The 15,371-nt window shown below is 64.6% G+C and carries 14 protein-coding genes; 3 read left to right on the top strand and 11 right to left on the bottom strand.

Annotated elements, in window-relative coordinates; translation table 11 throughout:
* Positions 1 to 152 precede the first annotated feature (152 nt).
* The 5 genes from ACLV74_RS11960 to ACLV74_RS11980 form a co-directional block, all read right to left on the bottom strand.
* A complete protein-coding gene (locus ACLV74_RS11960; protein ID WP_411879617.1) occupies positions 153 to 2,021 on the bottom strand; it encodes a potassium transporter Kup in 1,869 nt (622 codons plus the stop codon).
* 301 nt (positions 2,022 to 2,322) lie between these two features.
* Positions 2,323 to 3,618, bottom strand: coding sequence for a glutamate--cysteine ligase (gene gshA, locus ACLV74_RS11965; RefSeq protein ID WP_411879618.1), 1,296 nt, complete (start codon positions 3,616 to 3,618; stop codon positions 2,323 to 2,325).
* 152 nt (positions 3,619 to 3,770) lie between these two features.
* Positions 3,771 to 5,024, bottom strand: a complete 1,254-nt coding sequence (locus ACLV74_RS11970) for a glutamate-5-semialdehyde dehydrogenase (RefSeq protein WP_411879666.1) — start codon at positions 5,022 to 5,024, stop codon at positions 3,771 to 3,773.
* A gap of 113 nt (positions 5,025 to 5,137) precedes the next feature.
* A complete protein-coding gene (holA, locus tag ACLV74_RS11975) occupies positions 5,138 to 6,232 on the bottom strand; it encodes a DNA polymerase III subunit delta (RefSeq protein WP_411879619.1) in 1,095 nt (364 codons plus the stop codon).
* A gap of 28 nt (positions 6,233 to 6,260) precedes the next feature.
* A complete protein-coding gene (locus tag ACLV74_RS11980) occupies positions 6,261 to 6,683 on the bottom strand; it encodes an Lrp/AsnC family transcriptional regulator (protein ID WP_411879620.1) in 423 nt (140 codons plus the stop codon).
* Between the two features lie 171 nt (positions 6,684 to 6,854).
* Between ACLV74_RS11980 and ACLV74_RS11985 the strand changes: the two genes are divergently transcribed.
* Both ACLV74_RS11985 and rocF read left to right on the top strand, forming a co-directional pair.
* Positions 6,855 to 7,943: an ornithine cyclodeaminase gene (locus ACLV74_RS11985; RefSeq protein WP_411879621.1), complete on the top strand. Its 1,089-nt coding sequence runs from the start codon at positions 6,855 to 6,857 to the stop codon at positions 7,941 to 7,943.
* Positions 7,943 to 8,857, top strand: coding sequence for an arginase (rocF, locus tag ACLV74_RS11990; RefSeq protein WP_411879622.1), 915 nt, complete (start codon positions 7,943 to 7,945; stop codon positions 8,855 to 8,857). The genes ACLV74_RS11985 and rocF overlap by 1 nt, the downstream gene beginning before the upstream one ends.
* Before the next feature lie 19 nt (positions 8,858 to 8,876).
* Here the strand turns inward: rocF and lptE are convergent, their stop codons facing one another.
* The 6 genes from lptE to ACLV74_RS12020 form a co-directional block, all read right to left on the bottom strand.
* Complete coding sequence (gene lptE / locus ACLV74_RS11995) at positions 8,877 to 9,377, bottom strand: LPS assembly lipoprotein LptE (protein WP_411879623.1); 501 nt, start codon at positions 9,375 to 9,377, stop codon at positions 8,877 to 8,879.
* Between the two features lie 29 nt (positions 9,378 to 9,406).
* Positions 9,407 to 12,058 (bottom strand): leucine--tRNA ligase, encoded by a 2,652-nt coding sequence (gene leuS / locus ACLV74_RS12000; RefSeq protein ID WP_411879624.1) that lies wholly within the window; start codon positions 12,056 to 12,058, stop codon positions 9,407 to 9,409.
* A gap of 98 nt (positions 12,059 to 12,156) precedes the next feature.
* Positions 12,157 to 12,591: an ExbD/TolR family protein gene (locus ACLV74_RS12005; RefSeq protein WP_411879625.1), complete on the bottom strand. Its 435-nt coding sequence runs from the start codon at positions 12,589 to 12,591 to the stop codon at positions 12,157 to 12,159.
* Positions 12,592 to 12,593: 2 nt separating this feature from the next.
* Complete coding sequence (locus tag ACLV74_RS12010) at positions 12,594 to 13,235, bottom strand: MotA/TolQ/ExbB proton channel family protein (protein ID WP_411879626.1); 642 nt, start codon at positions 13,233 to 13,235, stop codon at positions 12,594 to 12,596.
* A gap of 40 nt (positions 13,236 to 13,275) precedes the next feature.
* Positions 13,276 to 14,109 (bottom strand): 4-hydroxy-tetrahydrodipicolinate reductase, encoded by an 834-nt coding sequence (gene dapB / locus ACLV74_RS12015; RefSeq protein ID WP_411879627.1) that lies wholly within the window; start codon positions 14,107 to 14,109, stop codon positions 13,276 to 13,278.
* On the bottom strand, positions 14,106 to 14,678 hold the full coding sequence (locus ACLV74_RS12020; protein WP_411879628.1) for an outer membrane protein assembly factor BamE: 573 nt from the start codon (positions 14,676 to 14,678) through the stop codon (positions 14,106 to 14,108). Before ACLV74_RS12020 ends, dapB begins: the two co-directional genes overlap by 4 nt.
* Before the next feature lie 125 nt (positions 14,679 to 14,803).
* Here ACLV74_RS12020 and fur point away from each other — a divergent pair, with 125 nt between their 5' ends.
* Positions 14,804 to 15,256, top strand: a complete 453-nt coding sequence (fur, locus tag ACLV74_RS12025; RefSeq protein WP_411879629.1) for a ferric iron uptake transcriptional regulator — start codon at positions 14,804 to 14,806, stop codon at positions 15,254 to 15,256.
* Positions 15,257 to 15,371: the final 115 nt, after the last annotated feature.

Here is a 15,371-nt window from a genome sequence, read left to right on the forward strand (position 1 = left end):
CTGGCAGCGGGGGGGCGGGGCTGGGTCTTGCTCCGGCTTGCGCGCTCCTGCGCTTTGCATTGGCTTGCTGGCCGCCGGGCCGGTCCCGGCCAGCCGCCTTAGCAGAGGAACACAACCATCAATTCAAGCCCGCCCCCGCAGGAAGCGAAAACTCAAATCTCGATCTTGCTACCCAGCTCCACAACAGAGTTATTCGGCAAATTCAAAAAATCCGCCGCCCCACTCGCGTTGTGGTGCATCTGCGCGAACAGCTTTTCGCGCCACGGCGCCATGCCGCTGCCTATCGTAGGGATCACGACGTCGCGGGAAAGAAAGTAGCTGGTGGTCATGGACTCCAGCTCGCAGCCGCGGCCCTTGATCTGCTGCAGGGCCTTGGGCAGGTCCAGGTCGTTCTTGAAGCCGTAGTGCACGTTGACCTGCCAGCAGTCGTGTCCCAGCGACTCGATCTCCAGGCGCTTGTGCATGCCTATCCAGGGAATCTCGTGGTTGCGCACCGTCACGAACAGGTTCTGCGCGTGCAGCACCTTGTTGTGCTTGAGGTTGTGCAGCAGCGCATTGGGCACGCTGCCGGGCTCGGCGGTCAGGAAGACCGCCGTGCCTTCGACGCGGGCCGGCGGGCTGACGAAGACGGCGTCCAGGAAGCTGGGCAGGTCGATCGCGTCGGCGCGCAGCTTTTCGTTGAGCAGGTAGCGGCCTTCCTTCCAGGTGATCATCAGCGTGAAGACCGCGCCGCCTATCAGCAGCGGGAACCAGCCGCCGGCGAACAGCTTCATGAGGTTGGAGGCGAAGAAGGCGAAGTCGACGACAAAGAAAATGCCGGTGGCGGCGATGCACAGGCTGAGCGGGTACTTCCAGCCGTAGCGGATCACGTAGAAGGTCAGGATGGTGGTGATCAGCATGTCGGTGCAGACCGCGATGCCGTAGGCCGCCGCCAGGTTGCTGGACGAGCGGAACATCACCACCGCGAGCACGATGGTGATGAACAGGCCCCAGTTGACGAAGGGCATGTAGATCTGGCCCGTGTCGCGCACGCTGGTGTGCTGGATATTGAGGCGCGGCAGGTAGCCCATCTGGATGGCCTGCTTGGTCACGCTGAAGGCGCCGGTGATCAGGGCCTGCGAGGCGATCACCGTGGCCATGGTGGCCAGGCCCACCAGCGGCAGCAGCGCCCATTCGGGCGCCATCAGGTAGAAGGGGTTTTTCACGGCGGCGGGGTTGCTGATCAGCAACGCGCCCTGGCCGAAGTAATTGAGGACCAGGCAGGGCATGACCACCGAAAACCAGGCCAGGCGTATCGGCTTCTTGCCGAAGTGGCCCAGGTCGGCGTACAGCGCCTCGGCGCCGGTCACGCACAGCACCACGGCGCCCAGGATGATGAAGGTGGTGCCCGGGTTGTTCCACATGAACATGACGGCGTAGTGCGGGCTCAGCGCCACCAGGATGTGGGGGTTGGTGGCGATCTGCGAAATGCCCAGCAAGGCCAGCACGCCGAACCAGACCAGTGTGATGGGCCCGAAGAATTTGCCGATGCCGGCGGTGCCGTGCTTTTGCACGGCGAAGAGGGCGAACAGGATGACCAGGGTGATCGGGATCACGCCCTGCTTGAAGGCCGGCGAGACGACTTCCAGGCCTTCGACCGCCGACAGCACCGAAATCGCCGGCGTGATGACGCCGTCGCCGTAAAACAGGGAGGTGCCGAAAATGCCGACGACCAGCAGGGTTTTGCGCAGCTGCGGCCGGTCTTTCACGGCGGTGGAGGCCAGCGCCAGCATGGCGATCAGGCCGCCTTCGCCGTTGTTGTCGGCGCGCAGCACCAGGGCCACGTACTTGATGGAAACGATGACGGTCAGCGTCCAGAAGAAGATGGACAGGATGCCGTAGACGTTATCGGGGGTGAAGGGAACGTGCCCGGAACCGAAAACTTCCTTGACGGCATACAGGACACTGGTTCCGATGTCGCCGTAGACGACGCCGATGGCGCCCAGGGTGAGCGCCGCGAGGGATGATTTTTTACTGGACACAAGAACTTCCCGTCTTTGCGCCTGGCCCGTTCGAGCGGGTCCAAAAGCGGCGGGAATGGTTACCTTTGGGAGTGCTATTTTGCGCCCAGGTGCCGGGCTTGCAAGTGGGCGGTCCTGCCTAAATCCAACTAAAGGCGGTTTTGTTGCACCGCAACAACTTGTAACAGAGTAGTCCGAATAGATGACGAAAGCCGGCGGTTTTACCCTTGCTGGTTAGTGCTATCTATTTAAGAGTGCACCGTGTCCGGCCCCGAAGGCCCAAACCGGATGGGCCATGAAAAAAGCCCCTTGCGGGGCTTTTTCAGTCGTAGACCTCGGCGTCCGGGTCTGTGGCCTCTAGTTCGTAGCTCGCGGCCAGCATGGCCAGACGGGCGATCACGCCATACATATAGAAGCGGTTGGGGCTGCTGGATCCGGGCTTTTCGCCGGGCTGCGGCAGGCGGCCGCTGTCGGCGAAGGCCAGCGGCACAAAGCTGGCGCCGGGCGCGTTGAGGTTTTCGTCCACGCCGCGCTCGGCATGCACGCGGTAAAAACCGCCGACCACGTAGCGGTCCATCATGTAGACCACCGGCTCGGCCACGGCGTCGTTGACGCGCTCGTTGGTCAGCACGCCTTCCTGGATGATCACCTCGGACAGCGCCTGGCCGTCCTTGGTGGTGCTCATCTTGTTCTTGGTCTTGCGGTTCAGGGCGTCCAGGTCCTTCACGTCGCGCACCGTCATGATGCCCATGCCATAGGTGCCGTTGTCGGCCTTGACGACGACAAAAGGCTTTTCGTTGATGCCGTATTCCTTGTACTTGCGCTTGATCTTGGTCAGCAGCGCGTCGACGTTGGTGGTCAGGCATTCCATGCCGGTGTTCTCGGCGAAGTTGACCTCGCCGCACTGCGCGAACATCGGGTTGATCAGCCAGGGGTCTATGCCCAGCAGCTTGCCGAAGCGCTTGGAAATTTCTTCGTAGGCCTTGAAGTGGTGCGACTTGCGGCGCACCGACCAGCCCGCGTGCAGCGGCGGCAACAGGTATTGCTCGTTAATGTCTTCCAGGATGCCGGGGATGCCGGCCGACAGGTCGTTGTTCAGCAGGATGGTGCAGGGGTCGAAGTCCTTCAGGCCCAGGCGCCTGTCGGTGCGGATCAGCGGCTCAATCGTGATGCTCTCGCCGGTCGGGAGGTTGAGCGTGGTCGGTTCCTTGATGTCGGAGCTCAGCGAACCGAAACGCACGTTCAGGCCTGCCTGGTGGAAGATGCGCTTGAGCTGCAGCACGTTGGACAGGTAAAAGCTGTTGCGCGTGTGGTTCTCGGGCACGACCAGCAGGTTGCGCGCTTCGGGGCAGATTTTTTCGATCGCGGCCATCGCGGCCTGCACGGCCAGCGGCAACATCTCGGGCGTCAGGTTGTTCCAGCCGCCGGGGTAGAGGTTGGTGTCCACCGGCGCCAGCTTGAAGCCCGCGTTGCGGATATCGACCGAGCTGTAAAACGGCGGCGTGTGCTCCATCCACTCCAGCCGGAACCAGCGCTCGATGGCGGGGGTGGAGTCCAGGACGCGTTGTTCGAGTTCGTTGATGGGGCCGTTCAGGGCGGTGATGAGGTGCGGAACCATTCGGCCACTTTCGATTGGGGAGTCTGTTATGTACTTCGGTTATATCTGACCGAATTTTAGGGATATTGGGATGCAATCCCCGGGTTACAAGGGGTAACGCCCATGCCGGCCATCCAAAAATCCGTGGGCCGGGCTCGCGGCCCGGCATGCCTTCAGGTGCGCACTTCGCCCTGTCCCAGCACCACATATTTGAGGGAGGTCAGCCCCTCGATGCCCACAGGTCCACGGGCGTGGAACTTGTCGGTGCTGATGCCGATTTCGGCGCCCAGCCCGAACTCGAAACCGTCGGCGAAGCGGGTGCTCGCATTCACCATGACGCTGGCGGAGTCCACCTCACGCAGGAAACGCTGGGCATGCATGTGGTCGCGCGTCAGGATGGCGTCGGTGTGGTGGCTGGAATAGTGGTTGATGTGGGCGATGGCCTCGTCAATGCCTTCGACCACCTTGATGCTGATGATGGGCGCCAGGTATTCCTCGTACCAGTCCTGCTCGGTCGCGGCCGTGGTGTTGGCGTCTTTCACGCCGGACAAAATGGCCAGCGCCTCGGGGTCGCAACGCATCTCCACGCCCTTGGCGGCGTAGATCGCGCCGATTCTGGGCAGGAAGGCGGCGGCCACACCGCGTGCCACCAGCAGGCCTTCGCTGGCATTGCAGGGGCTGTATTTCTGGGTTTTGGCGTTGTCGGCCACCTTCACGGCCATTTCCAGGTCGCAGGGGTCGTCGACGTACACATGGCAATTGCCGTCCAGGTGTTTGATGACGGGTACCTTGGCGTCGCGGCTGATGCGCTCGATCAGGCCCTTGCCGCCGCGCGGGATGATGACGTCCACATACTGCGGCATGGCGATCAGGTGGCCCACGGCCTCACGGTCAGTGGTGGGCACCAGCAACACCGCGTCGGGCGGCAGTCCGGCGCCGGCCAGGGCCTGCTGCACCAGCGCGGCCAGCGCCTTGTTCGATTCGATGGCTTCCGAGCCGCCGCGCAATATGCAGGCGTTGCCGCTCTTGATCGCCAGCGACGCCGCTTCAATCGTCACGTTGGGCCGACTTTCGTAAATCATGCCGAACACGCCTATGGGCACGCGCATCTGGCCCACGCGGATGCCGCTGGGCTGCTCCTTCATGCCGATGATGTCGCCGATCACGTCGGCCATGGCGGCCAGCTGTTCGCAGCCCTGGGCCACGGTGTCAATGATTTTGGGCGTGAGCTTGAGCCGGTCCAGCAGGGGGCCGGCGAGACCGGCGGTCTGGGCGCGCTCCAGGTCGCGCTGGTTGGCGGCTTCCAGTGCCGCCGTATTTTTTCGCAGCGCTTTCGCCAGGTTCAGCAGGGCCTTGTTCTTGACGCTCGCCGGTGCGCGCGCCATCTCGGCCGAAGCCGTTTTGGCCCGGGATCCCAGCAGTTCCATCAACTGCGGGACATCGCTGGCGAGTTCGCTGGAGGAGGAAAGGGCTTTGTGGGAGTCGGGCGCGTTCATCCGGCCATTTTAGGCCTGCCGGAGGGCGCCTATTGCAGCCGGGGCTAAGCTTGCCTGGCGCGGCCCGAACCTTGCGCGGCGCATTGCTCGCACACCATGCCAGCCAGCCGGTGCAGTGCCTGCCAGCCGTCGGCGGGCCAGTCAGGTTGCTTGAGGCCTTTGACGATGCCGTCGACCTTGTGCGCGGCGTGCAGCAGGTTGGCCAGGGTGGTGTCGCCGATTTGCGGCAGCACGCGTTCGAACAGTTTTTCCTTGATGCCCCAGACGCGGTTTTCACGCAGCGCCATGGGCATGGGCCGGCCCGCTTGAATAGCATCTTTCACGCGCTTCATGCTGCGGATGTCCTCGGCCAGCGCCCAGTGCACCAGCACTTCGGATTCGCCCTCGGACTGCAGGCCGTCCAGCATGCGCGCCACGCGCACCGCCTGGCCGCCCAGCACGGCTTCGGACAGCTTGAAGACGTCGTAGCGCGCCACGTTGAGCACGGCGTTTTCGACCTGGTCGAAGCTCAGGATGCCGTCGCTGCTGCCGGACTGGGCCGGGTAGAGCAGGCCCAGTTTCTGGATTTCCTGGTGCGCGGCCAGCAGGTTGCCCTCCACCCGGTCGGCGAAAAACTGCAGCGTGCGCTGGCCTTCCTCGCCGGCGGCCACGCGCTGGCCCTGCTGCTGCAGGCGCTGGGCGATCCACTGCGGCAGGTTGCGCCTGTCTATCGGGTCGAACTTGACGGTGACGCCGAAACTTTCGAGTGCGCCGAACCAGGCGCCCTTGGCCGTCATGCTGTCCAGCCGCGGCAGCATGACCAGGGTCAGCGTGCTGTCGTCGCCCTGCGCGCGCTCGGCGATCTGCTGCAGCGCGACCGAGCCGTCCTTGCCGGGCTTGCCGCCGGGGATGCGGATTTCGACGATCTGCTTGTCGGCGAACAGGCTTAGTGAACCGCCGCTGGCCAGCACTTCGCTCCAGTCGAAGTGCGCGCCGGCCACGGTGTGCACGGTGCGCTCGGTGTAGCCCTGCTCGCGCGCCGTGGCGCGCAGCGCATCGGCAAATTCCTGCACCAGCAGCGGTTCGTCGCCGTGCAGGGTGTACAGGCTTTTCAGGCCGCGCTTGAGGTGTTCCTGGAGTTGGGCGGGGGCCAGATTCATGAGGGGAGTTTAGCGGCTGGAATCGACGTCAAAGCTTGCTGGTCGACAGCAGCAGGCTGGTTTCGGTGTTGGCGATGCCTTCGAGCAGGCGAATGCGGCTCAGCACGCTGTCAAAGGCTTCGAGGCTGTCGGCCTGCAGCTCGGCCACCATGTCCCAGCGGCCATTGGTGGTGTGCAGCGCGCTCACGGCCGGGTCGCCGCGCAGGGCAGTCAGCACGGCCGCCGTGCGGTTGCCTTCCACCGCCACCGTCATGAAGGCGCGTATGCGGTGGCCTTCGGCCTGGGGTTTGAGGCGCACCGTGTAGCCGGTGATGGTGCCGTCGGCCTCCAGCCGCGCCAGCCGGTTCTGCACTGTGCCGCGCGAGACGCGCAACACCTTGGCCAGCGAGGCGACGGAGGCCCGGGCGTTGTCGCGCAGCAGGGACAGCAGTTGGCGGTCGGTATCGTCCATACGGCCATTTTATTGGCGAAATGCCAAGCAAGGCTGTCTATTTGTACAAACAATGCATGAATTTGATCAACTTACTGACTTTTATTTGCCACTGAGGCTGCGGACAATCGAAAGGAACAAGGTTGCGGGCACGGTCGCCCGCGCCCGCAACACAAGACCGGGAGCCCCATCATGGTTGACTACATTGGCATTGAAAGCATTCAAAAGATCGTGCGCCAGCGCGGCGCCGCCGCCTTCATCGAAGGCCTGGCCGGCGAAATCGAGCATGACTACCGGCGCTGGAACGATTTCGACAAGTCGGCGCGCCACGCCATCCACTCGCCCGATGGCGTGATCGAGCTGATGCCGACCAGCGACGGCCACCAGTATTCCTTCAAGTACGTCAACGGCCACCCCAAGAACACCGAGCTGGGCCTGCTGACGGTCACCGCCTTTGGCGTGCTGGCCGATGTGGACACCGGCTACCCGCTGCTGCTGTCCGAACTCACCATCACCACCGCGCTGCGCACCGCCGCCACCTCGGCGCTCGCCGCCAGATGGATGGCCAGGCCGGACAGCCGCGTGATGGCCATCATCGGCAACGGCGCGCAAAGCGAATTCCAGGCGATCGCCTTTCACCACATGCTGGGCATACGCGAAATGCGGCTGTTTGACATCGACGCCGCCGCCAGCGACAAGCTGGCCCGCAACCTGCATGCGATGGGGCTGAGCGGCCTGCGCGTGGTGATTTGCCCATCCGCAGCGCAGGCCGTGCAGGGAGCCGACATCGTGACCACCATCACCGCCGACAAACGCAACGCCGTCATCCTGACGCCGGAGATGATCCAACCCGGCATGCACCTGAACGCCGTGGGCGGCGACTGCCCCGGCAAGACCGAGCTGCACGCCGACATCCTGCTGCGCAAGGACGCCCGCGTGGTGGTCGAGTTCGAGCCGCAGTCGCGCATAGAAGGCGAGATCCAGCAGATGCCGGAGGATTTCAAGGTGGCCGAATTCGCCGACGTGCTCAAGGGCACGGCCGTGGGACGCGCCTCGCCTGAAGAGGTCACGATTTTCGATTCGGTCGGCTTCGCGCTGGAAGACTACTCGGCCCTGCGTTACCTGCACAAGCTGCAGCTGGCCGACGCGGCCAACCGCCGGCAGATAGACCTGGTGCCGCGCCTGGACAACCCCAAGGACCTGTTCGGCTTGCTGGCGCCGGCCGCAGCCCGTACAGTCAAGCCAACCTGCCCAGCCACCACCCCTGAAATGGCCCGTTGATGACCACCACCGTTGACCTGATAGGCGCTCCCACCGACATAGGCGCGGGCAGCCGCGGCGCTTCCATGGGCCCCGAGGCCCTGCGCGTGGCCGGCATACGCGAGGCGCTGCAGGCGCGCGGCCTGGACGTGGCCGACACCGGCAACCTGGCCGGCCCGACCAACCCCTGGCTGCCGCCGGCCGACGGTTACCGGCACCTGATGGAGGTGGTCGACTGGAACAAGGCGGTGCACGAAGCCATGTACCAGAGCCTGGCCGCCGGCCGCCTGCCGATTTTGCTGGGCGGCGATCACTGCCTGGGCATAGGCTCGATCAGCGCGGTGGCGCGCCACTGCCGCGCCACCGGGAAAAAACTGCGCGTGCTGTGGCTGGACGCGCACACCGACTTCAACACCAACGCCCTCACGCCCACCGGCAATGTGCACGGCATGCCGGTGGCGGTGCTGTGCGGCCACGGCCCGGCCGAACTCACCGGCATAGGTGGCGCGACGCCGGCCATGAGTCCCTCAGCCATCCGGCAGATCGGGATCCGCAGCGTGGACGAGGGCGAGAAACGCTTTGTGCGCCAGCAGGGGCTGGAGGTGTTCGACATGCGCTACATCGACGAAATGGGCATGCGCCATACCATGGAAAAAGCGCTGGCCGGCATGGATGCCGATACCCATCTCCATGTGAGCTTCGACGTCGATTTTCTGGACCCGTCCATCGCGCCGGGCGTGGACACCGCCATCAAGGGCGGGCCGACCTACCGCGAGGCCCAGCTGTGCATGGAGATGATCGCCGACACCGGCCTGCTGGGATCGCTCGACGTGATGGAGCTCAACCCGGCGCTGGACGTGCGCAACGGCACGGCCGAAGTCGCCGTGGACCTGATCGAAAGCCTGTTCGGCAAGAGCACGCTGATGCGCGCCTGAGGCCTGCTTCCCCCTTGGCCTACAGCTCCGTCACAGCCGCCAGGCGGCGCAGGATCTGCTGGACCACGTCGCCCTGCATGTCGCGGTAGAGCAGGGCCTCTTCGGCTTCCTTGGCCAGCACTGCGGATTCGTTGAAGCTGATGTCGCGCTGCTGCAGGATTTCAGTATCGGGAATCAATTCTTTGCCCGCGGGCGTGCGTAGCCTGAAGCGAAAGCGCAGGCGCAGCTGGAACTCGCGCACCTGGCCCGCGGCATTGAGGCTGAGCACCACTTTTTCACGCTGGTCGCCCAGCACGTCCAGGATCACCTGCGCCTCGTTGATCCTGCGCGGGTCCGTGATCACCTCCACCTTGCGGGTGGACTGCAGGGACCTCCTGAGTTCCACGCCCAGCTGTGAGTTGATGGCGGAAAAAAGCGTAGTGAAGGCGAAGTTGGGCGCCTTGCGCAGCGCGAAGCCGCATCCGCTGAGGCTCAGGGCTGCGGCGGTGGCCGTCAGGGAGAGGAATGCGCGACGCTGCATGGGTTTGCCTTCTGGGGTTGGATGCGGTCTCAGATGACGATGTTGACCAGCCGGCCCGGCACCACGATCACCTTCTTGGCGGGCGCACCCGCGGCCTGTTTGGTGAAGGCTTCGGATGCGAGTGCAGCCGCCTCGATGGCGGCCTTGTCCGCGCCGGCCGGCACCGTGACGGAACCGCGCAGCTTGCCGTTGATCTGCAGCACCAGTTCGATCTCGTCCTGCTGCAGGGCGGCCGCGTCTACTTCGGGCCAGGGGGCGTCGAGCAACCCGCCGTGCTGCGCGGCGTAACCGAGCTGCGACCACAGCGCATGCGCCAGGTGGGGCGTTGCCGGGTACAGGCAGCGCAGCAGGATGCTGAAGCCTTCGCGCAAGGCGGCGTTCGAACCGGCGGTGGCCGCACCCTTGAAGTCTTCCAGCGCGTTGAGCAGCTTCATGTTGCCCGACACCACGGTGTTGTACTGCATGCGCTGGTAGTCGTAGTCGATCTGCTTGAGCACCGTATGGATTTCCAGGCGTAGCGCCTTGGTGTCCTTGTCGGCAGGCGCGCTGCCCGCGGGCTGTTGCATGCCGTGGAGCTTGACGCCGAAATTCCAGACACGGCGCAGGAAGCGGTAAGAGCCTTCCAGCGCAGCGTCGTTCCACTCGAGCGTGGTGTCGGGCGGCGCGGTGAACATGGTGTAAAGCCGCGCGGTGTCCGCGCCGTACTTCTCGATCAGGTCCTGCGGGTCCACGCCGTTGTTCTTGGACTTGGACATCGTGGTCCAGCCCTCGTAGGGCACCGGCAGGCCGTCGGCCTTGGCCGTGGCGGAAATCACCTTGGCATGCTCGTCGCGCACGATGTCGAGTTCATGCGCCCAGAAGTACTGCTTGCCGGTGGTGGTGCGCGAGAAAGCCTCGTTGAGCACCATGCCTTGCGTCAGCAGCTTGGTGAAGGGCTCGTCGACCTTGACCAGGCCCAGGTCGCGCATGACCTTGGTCCAGAAGCGCGCGTAGAGCAAGTGCAGGATGGCGTGCTCGATGCCGCCTATGTACTGGTCCATGGGCATCCAGTAGTCGGCGCCTTCAGCCACCATCTGCTGGTCGTTCTTCGGGTCGCAGTAGCGCATGAAGTACCAGGACGAGTCGACAAAGGTATCCATGGTGTCGGTCTCGCGGCGGCCGGGCTTGCCGCAGACGGGGCAGACCACGCCGGCGTGAAAACCCGCGTGTTTGTGCAGCGGATTGCCCGAGCCGTCGGGCACGCAGTCCTGCGGCAGCACCACGGGCAGGTCTTTTTCGGGCACCGGCACCGCGCCGTGTTCTTCGCAGTGGATGATGGGAATGGGCGTTCCCCAGTAGCGCTGGCGGCTTACCCCCCAGTCGCGCAGGCGCCAGGTGGTTTTTTTCTCGCCCAGGCCCTTGGCGGCGAGGTCGGCCGCGACGGCGTCGACGGCGGCCTTGAAATGGAGCCCATCGTATTTGCCGGAGTTCACGGCAACGCCATGACCTTTGATGCCATACCACTCTTGCCAGCGATCGGTGGTGAAGTCTTCACCGGTGACGCCCTGGTTTGCAGTGTTTACTACGCGGGCCTCCACCACTTGTTTCATGGGCAAGCCATACTTTTTGGCGAATTCGAAATCACGCTCGTCATGCGCCGGCACGCCCATCACGGCGCCGTCGCCGTAGCTCATGAGCACATAGTTGCCGACCCAGACTTCGACCTTGTCGCCGGTGAGCGGGTGCGTGACGAAGAGGCCGGTGGGCACGCCTTTTTTCTCCTGCGTGGCGAGTTCGGCTTCCGTTGTGCCGCCGGCCTTGCTTTCCTCGATGAAGGCCGCGACCTTGGGGCTGGAGGCTGCTGCGTGCAGGGCCAGCGGGTGCTCGGGCGCCACGGCGCAGAAGGTCACGCCCATGATGGTGTCGGCGCGCGTGGTGAAGACGTACATCTTTCCATCGCCGATCAGCTTGCCGGAGGCGTCCTGCACGTCGTGCGTGAAGGCAAAACGTACGCCCTCGCTCTTGCCTATCCAGTTCTCCTGCATCAGCTTGACGCGCTCGGGCCAGCCGGGCAGCTTGTGGCTGACGCTGTCGAGCAACTCGTTGGCGTAGGCGGTGATCTTCAGGTAGTAGCCCGGGATCTCGCGCTTTTCCACGGTGGCGCCGGTGCGCCAGCCCTTGCCGTCTATGACCTGTTCGTTGGCCAGCACAGTCTGGTCGACCGGGTCCCAGTTCACGACCTGGGTCTTGCGGTAGGCGATGCCTTTTTCCAGCATCTTGAGGAACAGCCACTGGTTCCACTTGTAATAGCCCGGGTCGCAGGTGGCGACCTCGCGGCTCCAGTCGATGGCCAGTCCCATCGCCTGCATCTGTTTTTTCATGTAGGCGATGTTGTCGTAGGTCCACTTGGCCGGCGGTACCTTGTTTTTCATCGCGGCGTTCTCGGCCGGCAGGCCGAACGCGTCCCAGCCCATGGGCATCAACACGTTGTAGCCCTTCATGCGCAGGTGGCGCGTGAGCATGTCGTTGATGGTGTAGTTGCGCACGTGGCCCATGTGCAGCTTGCCGCTGGGGTAGGGCAGCATGGAGCAGGCGTAATACTTCTTGCGGCTGGCGTCTTCCGTCACGCGGTAGGCGTCGGCAGCGGTCCAGTGGGCTTGAGCGTCGCGCTCAACGTCGAGATGGTTGTATTTGTCTTGCATGGAAAACCGGGAAGGCGGAAAACGGAACAGGAAAGTCGCGGGGAGCAGGGCGGCGCGGCCGATTTGCCGCGAATCCCCGATTTTAGGGGCAGGGTCGCTTAGCGGCCCGCAGACGGGACGGAAGGGCTGTCGGCCACAAAGCCTATGCGGTTGAGCCCGGCTTTTTGCGCCACGCCCATCACCTGCACCACCTTGCCGTAGGGAACACCCTCGTCGGCGCGCAGCTGGACTTCGGTCTCGGGGCTGCGGCCGGCGGTCTCAAGCAGCCGGGCCGCCAGCTGGTCCAGGCTGAGGGGCTGGTCGTTCATAAAGGCCTGGCCGGTTTTGTCGACCACCAGCGTGACGAATTTCGGGGTGTCCGCCGGCTTGGCGGCGTCGATTTTGGGCAGGTCCAGCCGTATGGTGCTGGCCAGCAGGGGTGCCGTGATGATGAAGATGACCACCAGCACCAGCATCACGTCCACCAGCGGCGTGACATTGATGTCGCTCATGGGCTGCGGCCCCGGGGTGCGCTCAAGGCGTCCAAAAGCCATGGCTAGCCTCTGTGCGCGAGCAATTCGCGCAGGTCGCGGGCAAAACCTTCGAGGTCGGCTTCGATGCGGCCTATGTGGCGGCCGAAGATGTTGTAGGCCAGCACGGCAGGAATGGCCACGGCCAGGCCGGCGGCCGTCATGATGAGCGCTTCGCCGACGGGGCCCGAGACTTTGTCGATGGTGACCTGTCCGGCGGCGGCCATGCCGACCAGCGCGTGGTAAATGCCCCAGACCGTGCCCAGCAGTCCCACAAAAGGCGCGGTGGATCCGACGGTGGCCAGCAGCACCTGGCCGAACTGCAGCTTGTGCAGGACGGCGTGCAGGGCGTCACGCAGCACGCGGGTCAGTTGCTGGGATCTGTCGCCTGCCGTGGCCAGCGTGTGGCCGGCCTGGATATCCGTGGCGGCGATCAGCGGCAGCACCAGCGCCTCGCGGTCGAAGGCTGCGACTTTTTCGCGGGCCTGCTCCACCGAGGCCGATTGCCAGAAGGCGGCGGTGCTGCGCGCCACGTCGCCCGCGGCGCGCTGGAGCAGCCAGCTTTTCCAGAGGATCACGACCCAGCTCGCCACCGACATGGCCAGCAGCAGCAGCGCCACCAGCTGGCTGACGATGCCGCCCTGGGTCATCAGGCTGAAGAAGTCCATCAGGGGTGTGCCCCCGAGGCTGCCGCGGCCCGTGATGGTTTCATTTTTTCAGGCCCAGCACGTCGAACATGTCGAAAAGGCCGGTGGCGTGCCCGTCCAGGAAGCGCGCGGCGCGCAGGCTGCCCTGGGCGTAGTTGCTACGGCTGGATGATTTGTGGCTGATTTCGATGCGCTCGCCGGTGCCCAGGAACATCACCGTGTGGTCGCCCACCACGTCGCCGCCGCGCACGGCGGAAAAACCGATGGACAAGGGGTCGCGCTCGCCGGTCACGCCTTCGCGGGCATAGACGCCGCAGTCTTTGAGGTCGCGGCCCAGCGCGTCGGCGATGACCTCGCCCATCTTCAGCGCGGTGCCGGAGGGGGCATCGACCTTGTGGCGGTGATGGGCTTCGACGATTTCGATGTCGTAGCCGGTGGACAGGGCCTGGGCCGCCATCTCGAGCAGCTTGAAGGTGACGTTGACGCCCACGCTCATGTTGGGCGCCATGACGATGGCGATGTCTTTGGCGGCGGCGGCGATTTCGGCCTTCTGCGCGTCGGAGAAGCCCGTGGTCCCTATGACCAGCTTGACGCCCATTTCGCGGCAGGCCGCCAGGTGGGCCAGCGTGCCTTCGGGGCGGGTGAAGTCGATCAGCACGCCGGAGTCTTTCAGGCCCTGGCGGATGTCGGCGCTGATGAGGACGCCGCTGGCGCGGCCCGTGAACGCGGCGGCATCGCTGCCTGTGGCCGGGCTGGTGGCGATATCAAGCGCGCCGGTCAGCTGGCAATCGGCGCTGGCGCCGATCGCTTCGATCAGCATCTGGCCCATGCGGCCGCTAGCACCCGCCACCGCGACCCGGTGGCGGCGGGCCTGGGTGGCGCCGTTGCCGCTCACTGTTTCGGGCTTTCGAGGGGGGGGTAGGCGGTGGCCGGCGTGCCGGACGGCGGGCTCACGGGCGCGGCGGCCGCGGCGGGGGAGGGCTTGGACTTCTCGGCTGCCTTGCTCAGCTGCGCTTCGGTGGCTTCCAGCACCGGCACGTCGCCCAGCTTGCGCCGGCTGCCCAGCTTGGCGATGAATTCAGCCTCGCTCGGCATGGTGTCGCCTTCAAAGCGTTCCAGCTGGTCGTTCTTGAAGAACACGGTGTATTTATAGGACTGGGGTTCCACGCCCTGGCGTTTCAGGGTGAAGACGTAGTCCCAGCGGTCGGCGTGGAACAGGCTGGCCATCAGCGGGGTGCCCAGCGTGGCCTTGACCTGGTCGCGCGTCATGCCGGGGCGCAACTGCTCAATCTGCTCCTTGGACACGAAGTTGCCCTGGATGACGTCGATCTTGTAGGGTGTGACCCAGTTGACGGGATTGGCGGAGCTGCTGCTCATGCCGCTCAGGCTGCTGCAAGACGCCAGCACCGTGCAAGCCAGGAGCAGGAAAGCGGTTCGGGCGCTGTAACGATGATTTGCAGGCATGGCTGACATAGTAAGGGGGTGTAGCGATATGATTGTTCATTGTAGCGGCTGGGGGCTCCCGGCCGGCACCTGCCCTGAAGGGTCACAACCGCCGCGTCACACCGGTTTCACCCAGAGAGTTTTCCATGAGCAACATCGACGAACTGAAAAACACCGGCCTCAAGGCGACCTTGCCGCGCCTGAAGATCCTGGAGATTTTTCAGGCGGGCAAACAGCGCCACATGACGGCCGAAGACGTGTTCCGCGTGCTGCTCGAAGACCGTTCCGACATCGGCCTGGCCACCGTTTACCGCGTGCTCACGCAGTTCGAACAGGCAGGCCTGCTCAATCGCAGCAACTTCGAGTCCGGCAAGGCGGTCTACGAGATCAACGAAGGCCAGCACCACGACCACCTGGTGTGCCTGGACTGCGGCAAGGTCGAGGAGTTCTACGACGCCGAGATCGAAAAACGCCAGCAACTGGTCGCCCAAACCAAGGGCTTTACCATCGCCGACCACTCCCTGTCCATCTACGCCAACTGCACCAAGGACAAATGCCCGAACCGCAACGGCACGCCGGTGAGGCACCATCACGCTTGAGGGCTTAGAAGGGATCAGGCAGAGCGCAGAAGGTGTGAAGAAACCGTAGCGAGCGCCCCGAGGTCGCCAAGGCTCTGTTCCAGCAGGGGCCGCGGAACCGGCTTTGCCGGGCCGC

Source organism: Polaromonas sp. YR568 (assembly GCF_943369415.1).
In the GTDB taxonomy this organism is placed as follows: domain Bacteria; phylum Pseudomonadota; class Gammaproteobacteria; order Burkholderiales; family Burkholderiaceae_C; genus Polaromonas.